The sequence below is a fragment of the Dyella sp. genome (genome assembly GCF_051954575.1).
Lineage (GTDB): Bacteria > Pseudomonadota > Gammaproteobacteria > Xanthomonadales > Rhodanobacteraceae > Dyella_B.
Genome location: NZ_JBQCHP010000119.1, coordinates 1 through 20,017, shown reverse-complemented (window position 1 = coordinate 20,017; position 20,017 = coordinate 1). Strand labels below are relative to the sequence as shown.

Annotated in this window: 18 protein-coding genes; 8 read left to right on the top strand and 10 right to left on the bottom strand. The window is 60.8% G+C overall.

The window, feature by feature from the left end; translation table 11 throughout:
* Positions 1 to 768: 768 nt before the first annotated feature.
* Positions 769 to 1,371, bottom strand: coding sequence for a response regulator transcription factor (locus ACTHNE_RS15690; protein WP_324946699.1), 603 nt, complete (start codon positions 1,369 to 1,371; stop codon positions 769 to 771).
* 24 nt (positions 1,372 to 1,395) lie between these two features.
* Here ACTHNE_RS15690 and ACTHNE_RS15685 point away from each other — a divergent pair, with 24 nt between their 5' ends.
* On the top strand, positions 1,396 to 1,755 hold the full coding sequence (locus ACTHNE_RS15685) for a hypothetical protein (protein WP_324946696.1): 360 nt from the start codon (positions 1,396 to 1,398) through the stop codon (positions 1,753 to 1,755).
* Positions 1,756 to 1,781: 26 nt separating this feature from the next.
* On the top strand, positions 1,782 to 2,813 hold the full coding sequence (locus tag ACTHNE_RS15680; RefSeq protein WP_324946694.1) for a YncE family protein: 1,032 nt from the start codon (positions 1,782 to 1,784) through the stop codon (positions 2,811 to 2,813).
* 173 nt (positions 2,814 to 2,986) lie between these two features.
* Here the strand turns inward: ACTHNE_RS15680 and ACTHNE_RS15675 are convergent, their stop codons facing one another.
* Both ACTHNE_RS15675 and ACTHNE_RS15670 read right to left on the bottom strand, forming a co-directional pair.
* Positions 2,987 to 4,372 carry an ATP-binding protein gene (locus tag ACTHNE_RS15675; protein ID WP_324946708.1) on the bottom strand — a complete coding sequence of 462 codons (1,386 nt, stop codon included), beginning with the start codon at positions 4,370 to 4,372 and terminating at the stop codon, positions 2,987 to 2,989.
* Positions 4,372 to 5,037, bottom strand: a complete 666-nt coding sequence (locus tag ACTHNE_RS15670; RefSeq protein ID WP_324946692.1) for a response regulator — start codon at positions 5,035 to 5,037, stop codon at positions 4,372 to 4,374. Before ACTHNE_RS15670 ends, ACTHNE_RS15675 begins: the two co-directional genes overlap by 1 nt.
* A gap of 129 nt (positions 5,038 to 5,166) precedes the next feature.
* Here ACTHNE_RS15670 and ACTHNE_RS15665 point away from each other — a divergent pair, with 129 nt between their 5' ends.
* Entirely contained in the window at positions 5,167 to 6,135 is a 969-nt protein-coding gene (locus ACTHNE_RS15665; protein ID WP_324946689.1) for a quinone oxidoreductase family protein, read from the top strand.
* A gap of 57 nt (positions 6,136 to 6,192) precedes the next feature.
* Here the strand turns inward: ACTHNE_RS15665 and ACTHNE_RS15660 are convergent, their stop codons facing one another.
* Positions 6,193 to 6,495 carry a 2-hydroxyacyl-CoA dehydratase gene (locus ACTHNE_RS15660; RefSeq protein ID WP_440269737.1) on the bottom strand — a complete coding sequence of 101 codons (303 nt, stop codon included), beginning with the start codon at positions 6,493 to 6,495 and terminating at the stop codon, positions 6,193 to 6,195.
* Positions 6,496 to 6,913: 418 nt separating this feature from the next.
* Between ACTHNE_RS15660 and ACTHNE_RS15655 the strand changes: the two genes are divergently transcribed.
* On the top strand, positions 6,914 to 8,569 hold the full coding sequence (locus ACTHNE_RS15655) for an MASE1 domain-containing protein (RefSeq protein ID WP_324946684.1): 1,656 nt from the start codon (positions 6,914 to 6,916) through the stop codon (positions 8,567 to 8,569).
* A 26-nt stretch (positions 8,570 to 8,595) separates the two neighbouring features.
* On the opposite strand, the gene ACTHNE_RS15650 is transcribed toward ACTHNE_RS15655, so the two are convergent.
* Entirely contained in the window at positions 8,596 to 9,078 is a 483-nt protein-coding gene (locus ACTHNE_RS15650) for a hypothetical protein (protein WP_440269736.1), read from the bottom strand.
* Positions 9,079 to 9,101: 23 nt separating this feature from the next.
* A complete protein-coding gene (locus tag ACTHNE_RS15645; RefSeq protein WP_324946680.1) occupies positions 9,102 to 9,389 on the bottom strand; it encodes a hypothetical protein in 288 nt (95 codons plus the stop codon).
* A gap of 35 nt (positions 9,390 to 9,424) precedes the next feature.
* Between ACTHNE_RS15645 and ACTHNE_RS15640 the strand changes: the two genes are divergently transcribed.
* Positions 9,425 to 9,838: an H-NS histone family protein gene (locus ACTHNE_RS15640; protein ID WP_324946678.1), complete on the top strand. Its 414-nt coding sequence runs from the start codon at positions 9,425 to 9,427 to the stop codon at positions 9,836 to 9,838.
* A gap of 182 nt (positions 9,839 to 10,020) precedes the next feature.
* On the opposite strand, the gene ACTHNE_RS15635 is transcribed toward ACTHNE_RS15640, so the two are convergent.
* Positions 10,021 to 12,933: a TonB-dependent receptor gene (locus tag ACTHNE_RS15635; RefSeq protein WP_440269735.1), complete on the bottom strand. Its 2,913-nt coding sequence runs from the start codon at positions 12,931 to 12,933 to the stop codon at positions 10,021 to 10,023.
* A 429-nt stretch (positions 12,934 to 13,362) separates the two neighbouring features.
* On the opposite strand from ACTHNE_RS15635, the gene ACTHNE_RS15630 reads away from it, so the two are divergent.
* Both ACTHNE_RS15630 and ACTHNE_RS15625 read left to right on the top strand, forming a co-directional pair.
* Positions 13,363 to 14,502, top strand: coding sequence for a phosphatidylinositol-specific phospholipase C1-like protein (locus ACTHNE_RS15630; RefSeq protein ID WP_440269734.1), 1,140 nt, complete (start codon positions 13,363 to 13,365; stop codon positions 14,500 to 14,502).
* A 3-nt stretch (positions 14,503 to 14,505) separates the two neighbouring features.
* Positions 14,506 to 15,732, top strand: coding sequence for a histidine-type phosphatase (locus ACTHNE_RS15625; RefSeq protein ID WP_324946672.1), 1,227 nt, complete (start codon positions 14,506 to 14,508; stop codon positions 15,730 to 15,732).
* A 261-nt stretch (positions 15,733 to 15,993) separates the two neighbouring features.
* On the opposite strand, the gene ACTHNE_RS15620 is transcribed toward ACTHNE_RS15625, so the two are convergent.
* From ACTHNE_RS15620 to ACTHNE_RS15610, 3 genes are all read right to left on the bottom strand, one after another.
* Positions 15,994 to 16,491 carry an arsenate reductase ArsC gene (locus tag ACTHNE_RS15620; protein ID WP_324946670.1) on the bottom strand — a complete coding sequence of 166 codons (498 nt, stop codon included), beginning with the start codon at positions 16,489 to 16,491 and terminating at the stop codon, positions 15,994 to 15,996.
* Between the two features lie 8 nt (positions 16,492 to 16,499).
* Positions 16,500 to 17,198, bottom strand: a complete 699-nt coding sequence (locus ACTHNE_RS15615; RefSeq protein ID WP_324946668.1) for a YceI family protein — start codon at positions 17,196 to 17,198, stop codon at positions 16,500 to 16,502.
* 167 nt (positions 17,199 to 17,365) lie between these two features.
* On the bottom strand, positions 17,366 to 18,502 hold the full coding sequence (locus tag ACTHNE_RS15610) for a M23 family metallopeptidase (protein ID WP_324946666.1): 1,137 nt from the start codon (positions 18,500 to 18,502) through the stop codon (positions 17,366 to 17,368).
* 244 nt (positions 18,503 to 18,746) lie between these two features.
* On the opposite strand from ACTHNE_RS15610, the gene ACTHNE_RS15605 reads away from it, so the two are divergent.
* Entirely contained in the window at positions 18,747 to 19,775 is a 1,029-nt protein-coding gene (locus ACTHNE_RS15605) for an NADP-dependent oxidoreductase (RefSeq protein WP_324946665.1), read from the top strand.
* The last annotated feature ends 242 nt before the right edge of the window (positions 19,776 to 20,017 follow it).

The following is a 20,017-nucleotide window of genomic DNA, read 5'->3' as shown; positions in this document are numbered from 1 at the left end:
CGGTGCAACCTACCCTGCTTTGAACCTGCAGACCGGACCTACGCCGGCGAGGTATTTCAACTGCTGCAATGACATTCCGCTTTGGAATGAAAGTGGAATTTGGCTGCTGTGTTGCTTTGGACACGGGGTTCCATCAGAAGCGATTCCGCTCGAGAACGAAAGGCCTCGCAGGAAAAAGTAATAACCAAATTCGGCAATGCCTATACAAAATCGGCAAAGCCGGCCACGTCCATCGCACGCTCCTTTTTACCGACAGCAAGATTTGAGGCGCAGCACGGCGAGCCGCACGCCAGTGCTGCTCCTGCACAAAATCGCGGGAATATCGCTAGGAAAGTGGGCGGATCAAATGCAAAACCTGACGCCAAGGCACGCGTCGATGTCGATCATCGAGACCGAGCGAACGAATGACGATGAACCGCTGCACGCGACAGGCACACCGCAAGCGGCACGGACTTGTCGTGGGCGGTGGGCGGATACGGGTATATCGACTGCCGGCGACCATACGTGAAATCCCTCATTTCACGATCGGAAAGAAACAGCCTTGCGCACTGCCCAGCTTTGAAATCGTGCACTGAAAACCAGGCACATGGCAGGTCAAGCTGTCCACCGGTCGCCGCTTATGATTGGGCCTTTGCCAATTATTGATACATCGCAGCAAATCAATGGGCATTAACATCTGCGACGCATAAGAAGCGTGATCGGCTGGTGAACTATAACTCTACCGATCGTTATCCTTGCGTGAAAATTAACCGGGACACATAGCCTTTTTCACAGCCCGTGCGTGCGCATGTACTCGAACAACTGACTGTCGCTGTCGATGCAAAGCTTGCGCATCGCGTCGTGTTTCTGCTGGCTGATGGTCTTGATGCTGCGGCACGTCACCTTGGCGATTTCCGTCACCGTCATGCCGCGCGCCAGCATGCGCATGATCTCGGCTTCGCGCATCGACAAGGTGACGCTGATCGTCTCTTCGTGCGCGCGTTGTGCAGTCGCCGCCGGCGCGTGTTCCGCCAGCCGCTTGCGCAGATGCTCGCTGACGTAACTGCGTCCCTTGCGAACCGTCTGGATCGCCGTGACCAGTTCCTTGGTCATGGCGGTTTTTTCCACCACCGCATTGGCGCCGGCGGCCAGCATGCCCTTCAACAAGGCCGGATTGTGCGACATGGTGAGCACGATGATCGCCAATCGCCGATAGCGTTCGCGCAGCTGGCAGATCATGCCCATCCCGTCCACCGTCACGCCGTCGACTGGCATGGAAAAATCGGTAATGACCAGGTCGCAGGTCTGATTGGCCACCAGCGCGAGCAAGCCGGCGCTGCCGTGCGCCTCGCCGATCACCTGGCAATCGGCGCAATGGTCTTGCAACAGCATGCGTAACCCCACCAGGACGATGGGATGATCGTCAGCGATGACAACGCGCATAAGAACCCCCGATGGAACGATCGGAGCAGGATGGAATCCTTCCATCCGCCATGGATCGGTGTTACGCCTTGCCGCTTCGGTTACTTCGAACGGAGAGTACACCTGTACATAACCGGTTGCCGCCGGTTTGCACCGGCTGGCGCTTTGATGCGTTGCGACATTCAAGGCACGTGTTCCAGCGCGTTTGCCGTTTCGGCGCCCGGTATCGCAGGGTTCGCCAATTGGCCAACGGTAAACGTCACCCATGGCTCGACGCTGAGCATGGACGGCATGATGATCGTCGGCACGGCTCATGAATCTAAGGAAGGCGTAAGAAACCCGGCGCAAGCTTGAAGCCCCTTTCCAGCGAGTTTGCTCCCATGTATCGGCCCCTTGTTATCGCTGTACTCGCATCGCTGGCATCCGTGGCCGCCGCGTCCACCGCGGCGGCCGATGCCGCGCATCCATCCTTTGCCGTCACGCATCGCCTCAAGCTCGGCGGTGCCGGTGGCTGGGACTACCTCAGCTTCGACGCACAGCGCCGCCATCTGTTCGTCACCCGTGGCGATCGCGTGCTGGTGCTCGATGTGGATCACGACAAGCAGGTCGGCCTCGTTCCCGATACCGACGGCGTGCACGGCGTGGCGATTGCACAGAGCCTGCATCGCGGCTTCACCAGCAACGGCAAAGCCGATTCGGTCACCGTGTTCGACCTGGATACGCTCAAGACCCTCGCCACCATCAAGGGCACCGGCGACAAGCCCGACGCCGTTCTGTATGACGATGCATCGCATCACCTCTTCACCTTCAACGGCAAGAGCAACAATGCCAGCGTGATCGATCCGGCCAAGAACACCATCATCGCCACCATTCCCTTGCCCGGCAAACCGGAATTCGCCGCGGCGGATGGCAGCGGCCACGTCTACGTGAACATCGAAGACAAATCCGAGCTGATGGACATCGACAGCAGCACCAACAGGGTGTTGCACGCCTGGCCGCTGGCGCCGTGCGAATCGCCCAGCGGCTTGGCGTTCGACGTCGCGCATGCACGCCTGTTCTCGGTCTGCGACAACCGGCTGATGACGGTGCTGGACTCACACGACGGCCACCGCGTGGCGACGGTGCCGATCGGGGACGGTCCGGATGCGGTGGCCTTCGATCCTGCCGATGGCCTTATTTATAGCTCCAACGGCGAAAGCGGCACGCTGACCGTGGTGCATGAAGAGGATCCGGATCATTACAAGGTCGTCGCCAACGTTCCCACCAAGGAAAGCGCCCGCACGCTGGCCTTAGATCCGCTGAAGCATCACGTGTATCTGTCGTCCGCCCAGCTCAGCGACAAGAAAGATGAGCGTGGCCGCCCGATACCGGTGGCAGGCTCGTTTACGTTGTTGACGGTGGGTAGGCCGTAGGTCTCGCGCTGGCGCAACGATCGTGGCGTCGAATCTCAACTACACGAACAATGACTCCCTCCCCTACTACACGTAGGGGAGGGAGGATGCTCAGGCGGTCATGTAGGTTGGGGTGCAAACCCCAACATATGTATATGAGGATGGCGACGCCAGGGGTCCCACCCCAACCACATTCAAGCCTGCGGAATCACCACTCGCACCCGCAGGCCGCGCCCCGAAGGCGCATCCAGCAGATCAATCGTCGCGTTATGCAATTGCGCCGCGCGCTGCACGATCGAAAGCCCCAAGCCATAACCATCGCCTGCGGTGGATTCGCGGTGAAAGCGCGCAAACACACTGGCACGCCGCTCGAGCGGAATGCCGGGGCCGTTGTCGATCACTTCGATCACGACGGCTTCTTGCGTACGTTGCAGCGACAGCTGCACGTGGCCGCCGGTAGGCACATGGTGCATTGCGTTCTCGATCAAATTGCGCAGCAATGCAGCCAGCGCGGCTTCATAACCATCTATGCGCAAGCTGTCTTCTTGCGCGACAAACGCGAAGTCCACGCCGCTTTCGCCGAGCAGCGGCGCCAGCTCGTCGATCACATTCATCGCCACGGCGATCAGGTCGACCTCGCTTTGCTGGCCGGCCGCCGCACCCGCTTCCAATCTTGCAAGCGCAAGCAGTTGCTCGATGCGCCGGGTCAGTCGCGCCAGCCCGGACTGCGCGCTGACCAGGGCGGCGGTGGCGTCGGCAGGCAAGTTAGTCGCCATGGCGCTGTCCAGATGCAAAATGGTGGACGCCAACGGCGTACGCAGTTCGTGCGCCACGTCCGCGCTGAAACGCCGTTCGCGTTCCAGTGCATCTTCCAACCGCTCCAATTGCGTGTTCAACGCATCCACCACTGGCTCCAGTTCCTGCGGAGCATCCTTCAGCTGGATCGGCTGGCGGCTGCCAGGCGAGCGCGCAGCCAGCGCCTGGCGCAGGCGTTCCAGTGGACGCAAGCCGCGCCGCACCGCCCAGCCCACCAGCACGGCGAGCAGCGGCAAGCCGACCAATTGCGGCAATACCAAATCCAGCCACAGCGCCTGCGTAATATCGCGCCGGCTGTCGTCGCGTTCGCCGACGCGCACCACCACATTGTTGACGTCGTCGACCAAGGTAAAAACGCGCCAGCCGTAGCCTTGGAAGAAAAAATCTTCGAAGCCGGAAACGGGCGTCGGCTGCAGCGGCAGTTGCGCGAGGTTCGCGGTGCTCAGGCGCATATGGTTGTGCATGTCGAACACCTGATAGCCCACCTCGGCTTCGTAGGTGCGCGTATGCATCAATTGCTCTTCGGCCTTGCGTCCAAGAATCGGCACCACCAGCGAGCCGAGCTCCGGCTTGCGCAAGGCGTCGAGCCCCGCGTGCTGGATCAGCACGTCCAGCGTGCGCGCCGATTGCGCCAGGCGGCCGTCCAGCAATTCGCGCGTTTCCTTCAGCGCGCGGTGGTAGCTGTACAAACCCAGCGGCAGCAACACGGCGATCAGCACGGCAATGATCATCCAACGCAGCCGTCCGCGCAGGCTCAGGCGCATCACGTCGGATCCCGCGGAATCATGTAGCCCACGCCGCGAATGGTGCGGATGGCGTCAAAGCTGAGTTTGCGGCGCAAGGCATGAATCTGCACTTCCAGCGCGCTACTACCCACTGCGTTGTCCAGGCCGTACAAGGAGTTCTCCAGATGCTCGCGACGCACGATGCGACCGGCGCGCTCCATCAGGATGCGCAGCAGCGAAAATTCACGGCGCGTGAGTTCGATGCGCTTGCCGCGATATTCGGCTTCGCAGGTGCCGATATCCAGGCTGATCACGCCCACGTCGATGCGATTGGCAGCCAGCCCCTGCGCACGGCGCGTGAGCGAACGGATGCGCGCGCTCAATTCCTCGACGTGGAACGGCTTGACCAGGTAATCGTCCGCGCCGGCATCCAGGCCGCGCACGCGCGCTTCCAGGCCGTCGCGCGCGGTCATCACGATCACCGGTGTATTGACCTGCGAGCGCCGCGCCTCGGCCAGTACCTCCAGGCCATCCTTGTGCGGCAGCCCCAAGTCCAGCAGTACCAGGTCGGCGGTCTGGTCGCGCATGGCCACCAGCGCCTCGCGGCCATCGCGCAGCCAGGTCACCGCATAGGAAAGCCGCTCCAGCGCCTGCCGGATGGCTTCGCCCAACTGCAGGTCATCTTCCACCAGAATGATGTGCATACCTCTTTACCTTTAGCGGAGGTATTGTTCCTGGCCGCCATTTTGCGCAGATTAGCTTAGGGCGGTCTTATCGGAAGCCAGCCGGTGATCGCCCGCCATCCGCTTGCGACCAACAGCCGGGAGACGCGCATGAAAGCCCTGCGATTCAGCCGCCACGGTGCACCCGACGTGCTGGAATATGCCGAGGTCGAGCCGCCGCCCATCGACGCGGACAGCGCGCTGGTGCGGGTACATGGCGCTTCGGTCAATCCCAGCGACGTGAAAAACGTGGCCGGCCACTTCGCGCAGACCACGCTGCCGCGCATTCCGGGCCGGGATTTCAGCGGCGTGGTGGAACAAGGGCCGCTGGCTTGGCGCGGCAAGGAGGTATGGGGCACCGGCGGCGACATCGGTTTCGTCCGCGACGGTACCCATGCCGAATACATCCGCGTGCCGGTGGCCGCGCTGGTGCGCAAGCCCGCCGGGCTGGACCATGCGCAGGCCTCGGCCATTGGCGTGAACTTCGTGGTGGCATGGCTGGGCGTGGTCGATTACGCGCAACTGCACGCAGGGGAAACGATCGCTGTGATCGGCGCGGGCGGAGGCGTGGGTGGCGCCGTTACGCAGATCGCCAAGTCGCTGGGTTGCCGCATCATCGGCATCGATCGCCAACCGGTGGACGCCAGCTCGCCGGCAGGGAAACGTATTCATGCCTTCGTGCCGTTCGACACGCATACCGTCGCCGCCGTGCGCAGCCTGGATGGCCTGGCCGATGGCGTGGACGTGGTGTTCGACAGCGTCGGCGGCATCGCTTTCGAAACCGCGCTCGGCCTGGCCAAGCGCCGCGGACGCGTGGTGGAAATCAGCGCCACCGCGCGGCGCCGGGTGGATTTCGATCTCATCGACTTCTATCACAACGAAACCCAGTTGCTCGGCGCCGACAGTGCCAAGCTGGGCGTAGTGGCTTCGGCCCGGCTGATGCAGGCGGTGGCGCGAGGCTTCGACAACGGCAAGTTCGATGCGCCGGTCATCGCCCACCGCTATGCCCTTTCCCAGGGACGGCAGGCCTACGAGGCCGTCGCCGAGGGCACGCCCGGACGCGTCGTCATCGAGCCCTGAAGGGGCAGTTGTCGTTTGCAGCCTTCCTTTCTGATGAAAGGAACACGACAGCTTTGCTTACGCGCTGCCGTCCTTGGGCTTGGGCTTGCGGCCACGCCGCGGTTTGGCTTGCGTTTGCGCGATCAGGCTTTGCAGGTAGGCAATGCCCTCTTCCTCCGGAAAAAAGGCCACGACGTCCGCAACGGTCAGATTGTGACGCGCACGCAGCGCCAGAAACTCCTCTCTGGCGCTTTCCATGGCCGACATGGCGGCCTGTTTGGCCGTCGGCTTTCTGGGCTTGGGCGCGCGCTGTTCGATTTCCTTGTCGAGAGCCGCGAGTTCTTCCTGGAAGCGGCGGAAGGCATCTTTCGGGAGGGTCATGGGAACCGGGTGTGCTGCAGGACCCCGGATTATCTCATACCCGTGAGCGCCATCCATCAGCCGCTTGCTCCAGCCGTCAAACCGGCTGCGATATGCGTAACACAAGGAAAACAGCGGTCAAAACAGGCCAAAGCAGCCATTTCCGGCAAGTGCAAACAACCATTTCAGTCGAACACGCAAAAGCGTGATGCAGCACCGGATTCCTGGCCCGGCCCTTCACACCGCCAAGCATGCCGCTCCGTATGATGCCCACCCAATGCCGTGCCTGGTGCGCATGAAAAAGCCTAGACCGGGGGTGGGTAGGCTCGCATGGCACGGTCTAAGCTTTATTTGTCTTGCACCATCGGATGTCAAACCGCTCAAGGACGGCTGGGCGCGATTTTCTCGAAGGCTCAGGGGTGCACCGATGATGAAACCCATGACTGAAAACAAATGGCTGCGGCAGGTCGCCGTATTCGTGGCGTATGCGGCGGCGTACCTGCTGCTGCGGCCTTATACGAATGGCATTTGGAACGTTATCGGCGGACTGCGGTTGAGCTGTCTGCTGCTTCTGCCTTATCGCTATTGGCCCGCGCTGGTACTGGCCGAACTTGGTCCACAGATTTACTACAGCACGCCAGAGCAGGCACCCTTCGGCCTGGCATGGCAGATCGGCAATTCCATCCCCGCCATTCTCTACGCGATGCCGGTGGTGGCTTGGTGCAAGCGCCGATTGGGCTTGTTTCCTTCCAAGCGCCTGGTAAGGGCGAAAGCACTCCTTATCTGTGTCTTGCTGACGGCGGCGGTCTGGACAGCGGCCGTAGTACCACTGCTGCTTGTCGTTGCGCAGCCTGAAAATACGGCACACCCATACCAGTTCCACAACATTCAAGCTGTGCTGCTCTTTTTGGGACGCTATGTTGGCATTCTCACCATTTTGCCTCTCGCGCTTGCGTTCAAACTTCGGGAGCCTCAGCCCTGGCGCGCACGTTTGAAAAGCTGGACCAGCAGCCAATTGGTGCATGAGTCCCTGATCTTGCTGATACCAACGCTGGCTGTGCTGTTTTGGGTTAACCGGCACGTATCGGCGGACATCAAGCAGATCACACGCATGGTGATGCTGCTGCCGGCTGCTTGGCTCACGATGAAGCATGGCTGGAGAGCCGCCGCCGTCGGCACCTCAGCTGCGATGATTTGCATTTTCCTCGACATGGAGCCGAACTATGAAGCGCTCGATGTCATCGGGACCCAAGCCTTCGTTGCGTTCTCCGTGACGTGCCTGTTCGCGCTTGGCATCCGTGTCACTTTGCAGAATGCGGCAGAAGAGCAGGAACGCATCGATGCAAAGGCTGCGGCCAAAGTGGCGCAACAAGGCATGTATCTGTGCGAGCTACGGATGCGCCAGGCTGCGCAGACACTCGAGCAGATCAGCGGCAACCTGCAGTTGACGCAAACGAGGTTGCTCAATCGCTTCAAGCACATGCTGCCGCCGATCGAAGGGCAGACTTACTACAAGCAGATGGCGAATGCCCAGAGCCAGGTTTATCAGCTGGTGGAGTCCATGCATCCCACGGCTTGGCGCGAACGCGGCCTGCCGGCCGCCTTGCGCGAAACCATCGGGCGCTCCCTGGACGAGGCCGGCATTGCCTACCGCTTTGAGCTGCACGGCCGCGGCTTGAGCCAGCTATCGCCAGGAGTACATGCAGCGATTTATCGATTGGCCTGCGAAACGGTTGTGTATGTGTGTGCGAAACAGGCGTGGTCGACCATTACCATCTCGCTACGCGGTGGGCTTACGCACGGCCAACGCTGGGCGACGCTTCGCGTGGAAGGCCGAGCCGACGATATAGATGCTCTGCCCATGCACGGCAAACTACAAAATCAGCAGTTGGCGGCCAAATTGGGCGCCAACAACCTGGGTGCGATGGCGTTGCGGGACTACGCGCGCCTATACGACGGCGAGTTGCACACCTTTACGAAACCAGGTGCATTCCGCGTTACGGCACTGGTGCATGACGTAAGCCAGCAGCGCACGCAGGAACCCCACGACGGACTCACCAGTCGCCCTGCTCCCGTTGAACTGTATATTCGGTGAGGTAGTAGCTCTACCTCACCGCTCTATCAGTTACCGGCCCCAGCAGCCAGTCCTGTACAAGCCGCCGGATTCGTACAAATAGCAGCCGCATCAGCCGGCGTAATGACATCGAGCTGCACCGCACCCGTATTGGTCGGTGCAGCCGTAACGCGCGTAGCGCCATCTTGGTAGACCGTCTCGCCGTGGGTCACCGGCACCAGCGCATGTCGCGTGGTGACATAGGGTGCATCCACGCCCACCGGCAACACCAGCACCACGCGATCGGCCATTGCCACCGCGCCGCGCACCGTGCCGTTCAAATCATTGACCTGGATATAGCGAATGCCATCGCGAACGAATACGTAGACGTGATAATGCGGACTTACGCTGACGTCGGTGGCATTGGGCCACGACTGGCCAAGGCCGGTCGCAGGGGCCTCATGGGCCAGTACCGATGTGGACAACAGCGCTGCAAACAACGTTGAAGCAGCGCCTGCGCGCAAAGCGAAACCAGATGGTTTACGAAACATGGGAGCCCCTCTTTTGTCAATACTTACGGCCGATTGCCTGATGAAAATGTAACACCAGGGTGTGTGTAAAACGTGCAAAAGCCTTTTTTATAGGTTATTGGATGGGTTATGACAGCTTCGATGCAGGCCATGCAAATGGAGAATTGATTCTCCTTTTTCCGGGTCGATAAAACCGCTTGTCCTGTCACGTCTGAATCGAGGGAAATACATGCTGCATTTTCATGCAGGAAAAATCCGATTAAACAGACCGATTTTCCTTTTTTGCCTAAGCCGATTTGCAAAATCCGTTCATCTTGATTAATTTGTTCCACGGCACCGTCCATAAATACCACTATAAGGACCACACATGGCCATCGACCTGAAAGCCCTTTCACCGAAAGAACTGCAATCGCTGATTGCCAACGCGGAAGCTCACATGCAAGAAGCCAAAAGCAATCAAGTCCAGGAAATCCGCAAGAAAATCGACACTTTGCTCAACAACGCCGGCCTGACGCTGGCCGACGTCTACCCCACCCGCGGCGGCAAGGCCAGCAAGGCCGGCAAGCGCGCCGTGGTGGCGCCGAAGTACCGCAACCCCGATGACGCTTCGCAAACCTGGTCCGGCCGCGGCAAGCGTCCGTTGTGGGTCGTGGCTGCGCTCAAGCGCCGCGGCGTTACGCTGGACAGCCTGCTGATCGACAAGGCTGGCGCCGGCAAGGGCAAGGCCACGGCGAAGAAGGCGGCCAAGAAGGCGACGCGCCGCAGGATCAAGCGCCGTTGATCGGTAGGTTCATTGTCCGGAATAAAGGCGCGGTTTTCCGCGCCTTTTTTTCTTGCCCGAAGCGGAACCCGTAGGTTGGGCTGAGGCGACAGCCGAACCCCAACGTTGCATGCGCATGGCTACGTTGGGTTTCGCCCCGGATCAAGTCCGGGGCTCTACCCAACCTACTGGGCTTCTCTGCATTAGAACGAATACTTCGCCGTTACCAACGTTGTCATGCCCGAATCGACCACATCGGAAAGCGCAAGACTGCTCTTTCCAACGTGCGACCAATACGAATAATTCTTGGTCAGGTTCGAAATGGACAGATCCAGCTGGATACCGTTGTGGAACGCATAGCCGGCATGCAGGTCGACGCGCGTGATCGGGCGCACCCACAAATCGTCCCATGAACCGCCGCGGCCAAGATAATCGTAGGTGGCGATGTACGAACCGGCGTAGTGGTAGCTCAGGTTGACCGAGAATCCGTCCTTCTCGTAGAACAGCTCGCCGTTGGCCATCAGATTCGGCGCGTTCTGGATGCGTTCGTTGCGGAAGCCGTCCATGCCAAGATCCACCGACGTGCGCTGGCCGGTGACGTTCAAGCCCATGCCGAAACCATCCAGCGGCGCCGGCAGATCCTGGAATTTCTGGCGCACGGCGGCCTCGATGCCGTACACCTTGCCGTTGCCGCCATTGGTCGGCCTGATGTACTGGATCGATCCGGCATCGACCGTGGCGGCGTTGACCGGATTGCTGCCGGCTTCATAGATATAGTTGGACAGCTTCTTGTAGAAGCCTGCCAGCATCGCATGACCGCCGTGCTGGTTGCTCCACTCGCCGGAAAGGTCGATGTTGAGCGACTCGATCGGCTTCAGGTTCGGGTTGCCCTCGGTGATGGTGGTCAGGCCATCGGCCGACACGCTGACCTGCGAGCCGCCACCCAACTGCACGAACGCCGGGCGAGTATAGCTGGTCCAGATCGCGCCGCGGTAAACCGCGTTCTCGCTCGGGCGATAGTTCACGAACACGCTGGGCAGCGGTTCGTTGTAATGCGTGTAGTTCTTGGCGAAGTAACCGGGAATTTCATTGCCCGACGCATCCTGCGGTATCACCCAAAAGGTGTTGCGGATATCGGTATGCTCCAAGCGCAGACCGGGGATCACTTCCAGGTTGCCCCATTTCAGCGTGGCCATGGCATAGGCCGACGCCACCGCTTCGTTGGCGCGCTGGGTGTTGCAGTTCCAATTGTTGATGTACAGATCGCTGCAGGTGTCCAGATCCCCCGGCACCACGTGTGCGGCGATCAGGCGCTTCAATGCAGCCTGGTCGATGGTCGGCGCGTCGTAGTTGTAGACGCCCGGGAAAACCGAGCTGTAATACCCATCGATCAGACCCAGCGAACCGAAGCTGCTGCCGTCGGTGAACTTAGGCGTGGTCCAGTCGCGATTGGTGAATTCGCGATGGCTGTCGACATATTTCACGCCCATCTGCAGCGACGTAAGCGCGCCATCGTTGAAATCGTAGCGGGCATCGAATTTCGCGCCGCCCTTCTCCTGACCGCTATAGGATTCGGTCAGCTCGCCCGCGCGGCGCGCATACAGGGTGGATACGCTGTTGAGCTGCGCCGTCATCGCCGGCGTCAGCATCGGATACGCCAGGCCGTTGGCGCCGTAACTCATTACCGTGCTGGCGCCGTAGGGGAAATTGACGGAGGAGTATTCATCGTTGCGGGCCGAGATTTCCACGTGATCCGGACGATCGTTGTGGCCCCAGCTGAAGAACAGATTCGGCGAGAAAGTCCAGCCGCCCACGCTCTTGTCCGCGCCGAACTGGATGGTGCCCAAGTCCGCCTTCTCCGGATTGGTTTCATACCAGAAGCGCGTGGCGATGCGCCCGATCACCGGCTGATAGATGCCGGTGCTGCCGATCTGGCTGTAGCTCACGTTGGCGGGAATGAGCTGCAGGTAGGTGGTATTCTGCGCCGTCTTGGCATACGCATAAGTCATGCGCGCATAGGTGGTGAGCGTGTCGTCCACCTTCCAATCGAACGACACGTTGCCGCCGTAGCGGTGCGTGTCGCCCGAGGACGTGCCCAGGTACATGCCCGTGCTTTCCAGGTTCCGTTCCAGGTCGACGCCCGGCGCGCTGTCGCCCGTCGCCGTGGTGCGCGCGAATCGCCATGCGCGATCGCCCAGCGCCGCAGTCGCGCCGGCAGACTCGCTGTTGACGTAGTTGCGGCTATCGTAGAAAGCGCTGGTATAGATGCCGAACTGATGCGCCGCGCCGAACTTGGTCTGGAACTCGCCGGCCAGGCCACCGCCCAGGCCGTTATCGCCGTAGTCGCGCGCCCTGCTCTCCACGCGACCGCTGGCGGTAATGCTGCCGCTGGTGGGTGCGCTGAAATCGAACGCCGTCGGCGTGCGGAAATCGATGGTGCCGCCAATCGCATCGCCATCCATGTCGGCGGTGGAAGTCTTGTTGAGCACGATGGTCTGCAAACCCGAAGGCGGCAACAGGCTGAGCTGCACGCCGCGGCTATAGGCCATGCCTTGGGCCACATTCACGCCGTTGATCAGGTTGACATTGTATTCCGCGTTCAGGCCGCGTACCGAGGTGAACATGCCCTCGCCACGCGAGGCGCCATCGATGCCGCCGAAATACGATTGCCCGGTGTTGAACACGTTCACGCCGGGCAGCAGGCCCAGCGCTTCGGCGACGTTGTGTACGGCGGTGTATTTGAGGTCATCTGCCGACAGCACGTTGACCGTGTTGGTGGCGTCCATCTGGATCTGGCTGGCGTCGTAGCGGTTGGCCGCCACGGTGATCTTCGTCAACGACGCCACGTTATTGAACATCGCGCTTACCGTGCCTTGCGCCGGCACGTCCACCGTGGCGGAAAGCGTACGGGAAGCGGCATGAGTGGCCGTAAGCGTGTAATGGCCTGCGGGCAGATTCGCCAGCATGAAATGGCCGGACGCATCCGTGATGGCAGTCTGCGCGTTGCCAGCCACCGACACGACGGCACCGGCCAGCGGCTGGCCGGAGGGCGGATCGGCAAGCACCCCCGTCACGTCACCGGCATGCGCCGCAGAGGCCACGACGCAACCACTCATGACAGCCAGAATCGAATGGGCCAGCAAACGTTGCTTTATTTTGTACATGTCAAAGACGCTCCGGTAGTGATCGAACCACACGCCTGCAAGAGGCAGGCGAAAGGCGACGAAGCTAGAGAGCGCGTATGTAATTTCGATGGCAGTGAGATGAATCGTTGTGCGTGGAATGAACTTCGTGACCTGTTTCGGGTCTTGTCACGCTTTTATTTGGACGTCTAAATGACGATGCAGCCGTTTCATCGTCGTGTCATATTGCCGCAAGAGAGAATGACGAAAAATAGCTTATATAGATCGATTGAATGCGCGGTAATCGCCACCTGGCCTTACCGTCGTTCCGGTGAACGCCGGAATGACGGTGAGGCTATGCGAAGCTTCACGATGTGCCATGTATATCCGCGCCTGAAACCCAACGCTTATCCAGGAAAGACGATGGACATCGAAAACCGATCGCTCCTGCATCCTGCCTCTATCGGCATCCGCCTGATTGCGGCGGCACTCACCCTGGCCGCCACACACGCCGTCGCGCAACCATCTTCCCTGCTCCTGAATCAACTTCAATACATCGGCAGCCACAGCTATCACGCCGGCCTCGGTCCCAGCGAAGCGGCGCTGTGGAAACGCACCGATCCGGCCACATTCGCCGAGATCGACTACGCGCATCCCGCGCTAAGCCGCCAGCTTGACGACGGCGTGCGCCAGCTTGAGCTGGATATCTACAGCGATCCCGAAGGCGGTCGCTACGCGCATCCGGCCATTGTCGAACAAGTGCGCAAGGCCGGGCTGCAGGCAGATCCGCCGTTTGCCGATCCGAGGGTGATGCAGCGGCCCGGCTTCAAGGTCATGCACATCCAAGACCTGGACCAGCGCAGCAACTGCCAGCCGTTCACCGCCTGCCTTGCCGAAATCCACGCGTGGTCGAAAGCACATCCCCGGCATTTACCAATCTTCATTCTGGTGGAAACCAAACGCGCCGATGCACCAGCGCCCTACTCCACCGTGCCAGCGGCGCCCTTCGACAGCAAGGCGTTCGACGCGCTGGATGCGGAGATCCACTCGGTGTTCGCGCGCAACGAATACATCAACCCGGACGACGTGCGCGGCGGTTTCGCCACGCTCAACCAGGCCATTCGCAAACAAGGCTGGCCCACGCTGGAAAGCGCGCGCGGCAAGGTGATCTTCCTGCTCGATCAACGCTGGGCCGGACCGATCTATCTGCAAGGGCATCCCTCGTTGCGTGGCCGCGTGCTGTTCACCAACGCAGCGCCGGGCACGGAGGATGCAGCCTTTACCGAGCTCAACGATGGTGATGCGGCCACCATCGGAAAATTGGTCAAGCAAGGTTATCTGGTGCGCACCCGCACCGATGCGGATCTGAAGGAACCGGCACATAACGACACCACGCGCCGCGACGCCATGCTGGCGAGCGGCGCGCAGATCCTCAGTACGGATTTTCCGGACGGCGAACCGGCGGCATCAGGTTACGCGGTGAGCTTTCCCGATCACTTGCACGCGCGTTGCAATCCGTTGTTTACGCAAGCGCATTGCACCGCCGCCGATCTTTCACCCTGAGCCATGCGATTCGTATCGTTCGGCTGGCTTTTTCTTGCCACGCTCGCCACGGCGCATGTGTATGCAAGCGACCGCTTGCAGTTGGAGCGCGTCGTATTGCTCTACCGCCATGGCGTACGCACGCCCTTGCCAGGAGAGATCCAGCTCAATGAAGTCAGCGGTAAACCATGGCCGACATGGGCGCAGCCGCCTAGCGAATTGACACCGCACGGCGCCACCGGTGCTCGCCTGATGGGCCGCCACGATCGGCAACGCCTTGCCGCGGCGGGTTTGTTTTCGGCAAAGGGATGCCCCGATGCCTCACAGATATGGTTCTGGGCCAATACCGATCAGCGCACCATCGCCAGCGCGAAAGCCTTGTCCGAAGGTTTCGCACCCGGCTGTCGCATCGACGTCGGCCATTTGCCTCAAGGCAGCGAAGATCCGCTGTTTCATCCGATCGAAGCGGGAGCAACCGCGTGGAATGCGACTGATTCGGTGGCCTCCATCACGCGCAGCACTGGCGGCCCGGATAAGTTGACCGACGCACATATCGATGCGCTCTCGGCGTTTGCCAGCGTAATGGGTTGCGGCACGCAGCACGATCCTGATTGGTGTCACCCCGACCATTGGCACGGCGAGCTCACCGTCTCACCCGATACCAAACACATGCAGCTGACCGGCCCCATCGCCACCACCTCCGGCACGGCCGAAGCGATCCTGATGGCGTATGCCGAAGGCCGTTCCATGCGCGACGTCGGCTGGGGCCGCGTTTCCGCGATGCAGTTGCAGCAGCTTTCGCAATTGCATGCGCTGCTGTTCGACATTTACGCGCGTCCCGACTACATGGCGCAACGCGTCGCCTCCCTCATGAGCCGACGCATCATCCATCTGTTGCAGGACGAACATGCGCCGACATTGAGCGTATTGGTTGGCAGCGACAACAATATTGTCGCGCTCGCCTCCGTGCTCGGCTTGCATTTCCAGATGCCGGGCTATGCCGAGAATGATCCGCCTATCGGTGGTGCGCTTGGTATCGAGTTATGGCGGAGTCGGGTGGATGGGAAGCAGTATGTACGGATGATTTACCAGGCGCAGAGTTTGGCGCAACTGCGTGCGTTGGATGGGCAGCGGGCGGCTCCTGCCTTCGTGACGCTGCATCTGGCTGGTTGTGCTGATGACGGCGCTGGGCGTTGTCCCCTTCGAGCCGTGATTCCTGCACTCGAAAAAGCAGCCGCGCTTGCACGATAGTTGCCTGAGTGAATCCCTTTTCTTCCGACCTAATTAGCGTCGGAATCTCAATTTGGGGGAATGTCCCCTCCCCTACGTGTAGTAGGAGAGGGTTAGGGTGGGGCGAAGCAGCCTCGCGATGCATTCCAACCATGCGGCAAGCTCGAACAACCCCACCCCAGCCCTCCCCCCCGGATCAAGTCCGGGGCAGGCTCTGCGCGCAGGGGAGGGAGCCGTCATTCGCACAGCTGAGGTTCGACGCTAATCAGGCACATGCGCGCACTAGCCGTCACGCGAATCCATTTCACCAATCGCCCGCAACTGTCGCTCAAGACCATCACGATCAAGCTCACCCCACGGCAACGCCAACAACCGGTCCACCCGTCGCTTGAGCATCAACCACGCAGCCTCGAACGCCTGTCGACGCGCCTCTTCCGTACCTTCCACCGCCACCGGGTCCGGCACGCCCCAATGCGCAGTAACCGGATGGCCGGGCCAGATGGGGCACACTTCGCCGGCCGCGTTGTCGCACACCGTGATCACCACATCAATCGGCGGCGAATCCGGCTGCGCGAATTCATCCCAGCTTTTGCTGCGTAGCGGAGCGCGATAGCCAAACTCGCGCGCAAGCGCTTCGGCCATCGGCTGAACCCGCCCGCTCGGATGACTGCCCGCACTGAACGCCGTGAACCGGCCAGCACCGAGTACGTTGAGCAGGCTCTCCGCCATTACGCTACGGGCGGAGTTGCCGGTGCAGAGAAACAGGACGTGATAAGGCATGTCGGCTGTCAGTGCGCCTTGCTCGCCGCAGTCGCCAACGGCGGACCGGAGAATTCGGCCTCGATGGAGAAATCGATCGTATCGCCGACGCCCATCGTGGTGCCCGGCGCAGGCACAGCGTAGCCCATGCCGAAGTCCGATCGCTTGAAACTGCCATGTGCAGAGAAGCCGATACGAGCGTGCGGGTCCATATCGGCCATGCCCGGATAGCCGCCATTGTAGGTCGCGTTCAGTACCAACGGGCGCGTCACGCCATGCAGCTCCAGCGTGCCTACGATATCGAACGACTTGGCGCCGGTCATGCGAATCTTTTCTGAGCGAAACACGATCTTGGGATATTTTTTCGTATCGAGAAACTTGTCGCCTTGCACGATATCCACGCACATCTTAGGCGCCTCATCCATTTGCAGCGATGCCGCGTCCACAGTGGCCACCAGCTTGGATGCCGGAATATTGCTTGGATCGAACGTCAAGTTGGCATCGAAGCGACTAAACCGCGTGGTGTACGTGGAGAAGCCCATGTGATTGACGCGAAGTTGCAGGCTCGCATGGGATTTCTCGATCTGATACATGCCGGCGGGCGGGGCAGGCATGGTCGGCGGCGCGGACGCATCGGCCGCGCGGGACAACGTGCCGTACGCGCCAAGCAGAACAACGACCGCGCCAGCCGCGAACCGCCGGAAAACTGTGTGGGTAGTGGTGTTCATCGCAAATTTCCGTCTAGGTTGATGGGTTTCTACCAGCCCAGGCGATTGGCCCAGGCGCGCATCCTGCATATGCCTACCGGTTTCCGTATGCCGGCGTTCTTTCCGTCTATACAACGAACGAGCATCCGGCAAATCGACATGACCGGCTGTTGATGATGCACTACAGCTCAGTTGGTGGGAAACGTCACTACCGAGAAGGGCGCGGGAAGTTCATCCGCTCGCTGCTTGCTGCCGCCAGCAGGTGCAAGCCACGGCTGGCCATCCTCGAACGCTTGCGGCGATGCAAACGTGCCCAGCATTTCATAATGGTGGAAGGCATAAGGCAGGCCCTCCGCATCCAGCGGCGTATTGCCGTCGCTGACATGCAAATGCAGATGTGGGCCGGTCGTGTTGCCGGTGTATCCCAGTAAACCGATCACCTGACCGCGCTTGACCTTTTCGCCGGCTTTCACGCGAATGCTTCCAGGCTCAAGGTGTTCGTAGAACGCATATCGCCCTTGGCCAAGATCCAGCGCCACGTAGTTTCCGCTGGCTTTTTCCAAGGCCACCTTGTTGCTTTCGGTGACCCGCTTGGGCTCGTCCATATCGTCTTTCGCATCCGCCACGGTAGCGTCTGCCACCGCGAGCACCTGCTCGCCATAGCCATACCAATCCGCAGGGCGGCTGCCATCGCCGCGAGCGTGTTTGCCCGCGTTGTCGAGCTTGATCCAATCGATGGCGAACCGCCCCGGGATATGCACCTTGCCGTTGACGGCATAGAGCACGCGACGATGTCCACGCGCCCATGCCGCACTGTAGATGGCGGCCCACGGACCACCGCGCAACGGCGGCCCAAGCACGATCGGCTTGGCCGATCCTGCGGTGAATTCGCCGCCTTGCACGATGGCGCTTTCGCCGTTGACGGAGCGATACGCGAGCACGTGCTGGAGGCGATGGCCAGCCAGGCCTGCGGCGGGTATCGATAGATACACGATTGCACGTACACCCGGAAGGATGCGAGCCGGATCGCCACCCTTGGCGGGCAGGTCCGGCCTGCCGATGGCTTGCTTCAAATCATCGCCGGCCAAGCTGGCGACATGTCGATGGCCGCTTTCATCGATGACATCGATGCGTTCCAGTTCCAACGGCCCAGCGGCGAAGCTCGACACATGCAGTTCATAGACGAGCTGCGCCGTGCCGGCAATCGTGATGGGCGCCGGTGCCCAAGTTACCTGCAGCTCGAACGAATCGGCCAACGGAGGGCGCTGTGCAGCGATGGTGAGTTGGCTGGCGGCAAGCAGAACGGCTGCAATGGCGCGTTTCATAAAGTGTCCGGCGCGATCAGGCGCGGGTGACGGTGTCATGCAGATCGCCTGGAAGCATCCGCCATTGGTCATGCCCGCCTTCAGCACATAGCCATGAATAGAGAACCCAGCGTAGGGTTTGGTGCAGCAATCTCGCGCTATTTCCGGATCGGGTGGAAAATCTATTCATCGCACCCATGATGTTTGCGCAGCTCGATCGACGACTGATCCACCTCCCACTGGTCCGCTTACCGAAGGAACGCCCATGACGCAACCCATCCACCAGCGCATCGTTTTGAATGCACGCCCGCACGGTGCACCGAAGCTCAGCGATTTCCGGCTAGAACAACAAGCGGTGCCGCAACCGTCTGAAGGGCAAGTGTTGCTACGAACCATCTATCTTTCGCTGGATCCCTACATGCGCGGCCGGATGAGCGATGCGCCCTCTTACGCGCCGCCGCTGAATCTTGGCGATGTCATGGTCGGCGGCACGGTAAGCCGGGTGGAAGCCTCGCGGCATCCTGGATTCAAGGCGGGGGACCTGGTCACCGGTTTCAGCGGCTGGCAAACGCACGAACTCTCCGACGGAAAAGACCTCACCCGGATCGACAGCGGTATCGCGCATCCCTCGCTTACGCTGAGTGTGCTCGGCATGCCGGGCTTCACCGCTTATCATGGCTTGTTGAACATCGGGCAGCCAAAGCCCGGCGAAACCGTCGTCGTCGCTTCGGCAACCGGTGCGGTCGGCTCGGTGGTCGGCCAGATCGCCAAGCTGAAGGGCGCACGCGCCATTGGCATTGCCGGTGGCCGCGAAAAATGCCGTTACGCAGTGGAAGCGTTGGGCTTCGATGCCTGCGTCGATCATCACGCGTCGGATTTCGCCGAGCAGTTGGCCGCGTCAACGCCGAACGGCATCGACGTCTATTTCGAAAACGTAGGCGGCGCCGTATTCGATGCGGTACTTCCACAGCTCAACAACGGCGCACGCATACCAGTATGCGGCTTGATCGCCCATTACAACGACACGGAGCTGCCCCCCGGCCCGAATCGTCTACCCCTGCTGATGAGCCAGATCCTCATTCGCCGTCTGCATGTGGAAGGCTTCATCATCCTCGATCACTTCGATACCGGTTTAGAACCTTTTCTGCGCGACATGAAAGCGTGGGTGGCAAGCGGCAAGGTGAAACTGCGCGAAGCGTTCGTCGAGGGGCTCGAGCAGGCACCGCAAGCGCTGATCGATTTGCTGGAAAGCAAGCATTTCGGCAAGGTGGTGGTGCGCGTTGGCGAGCCTTGATAAGCGCTCCTCGCCCCGGCGAATGCCGGGGCCAGCGACTTAAGGCAACACTGAATAAGTATCGCCGTCGTCACCAGCCCGGTCTGTTCGCAGGCCACAGGGCCGTCGGCGAAGGCAGACTGGCGCATCGTCGAGACGGGTACCTGCGGCATGCGGACAGACAGGGCTGGCCCAACTATTGAATTTAAAGGGATGGGTGATGCCTGGAAGGCCCGCAGGCTGCGCCGCGCGGCTTGGCAAGA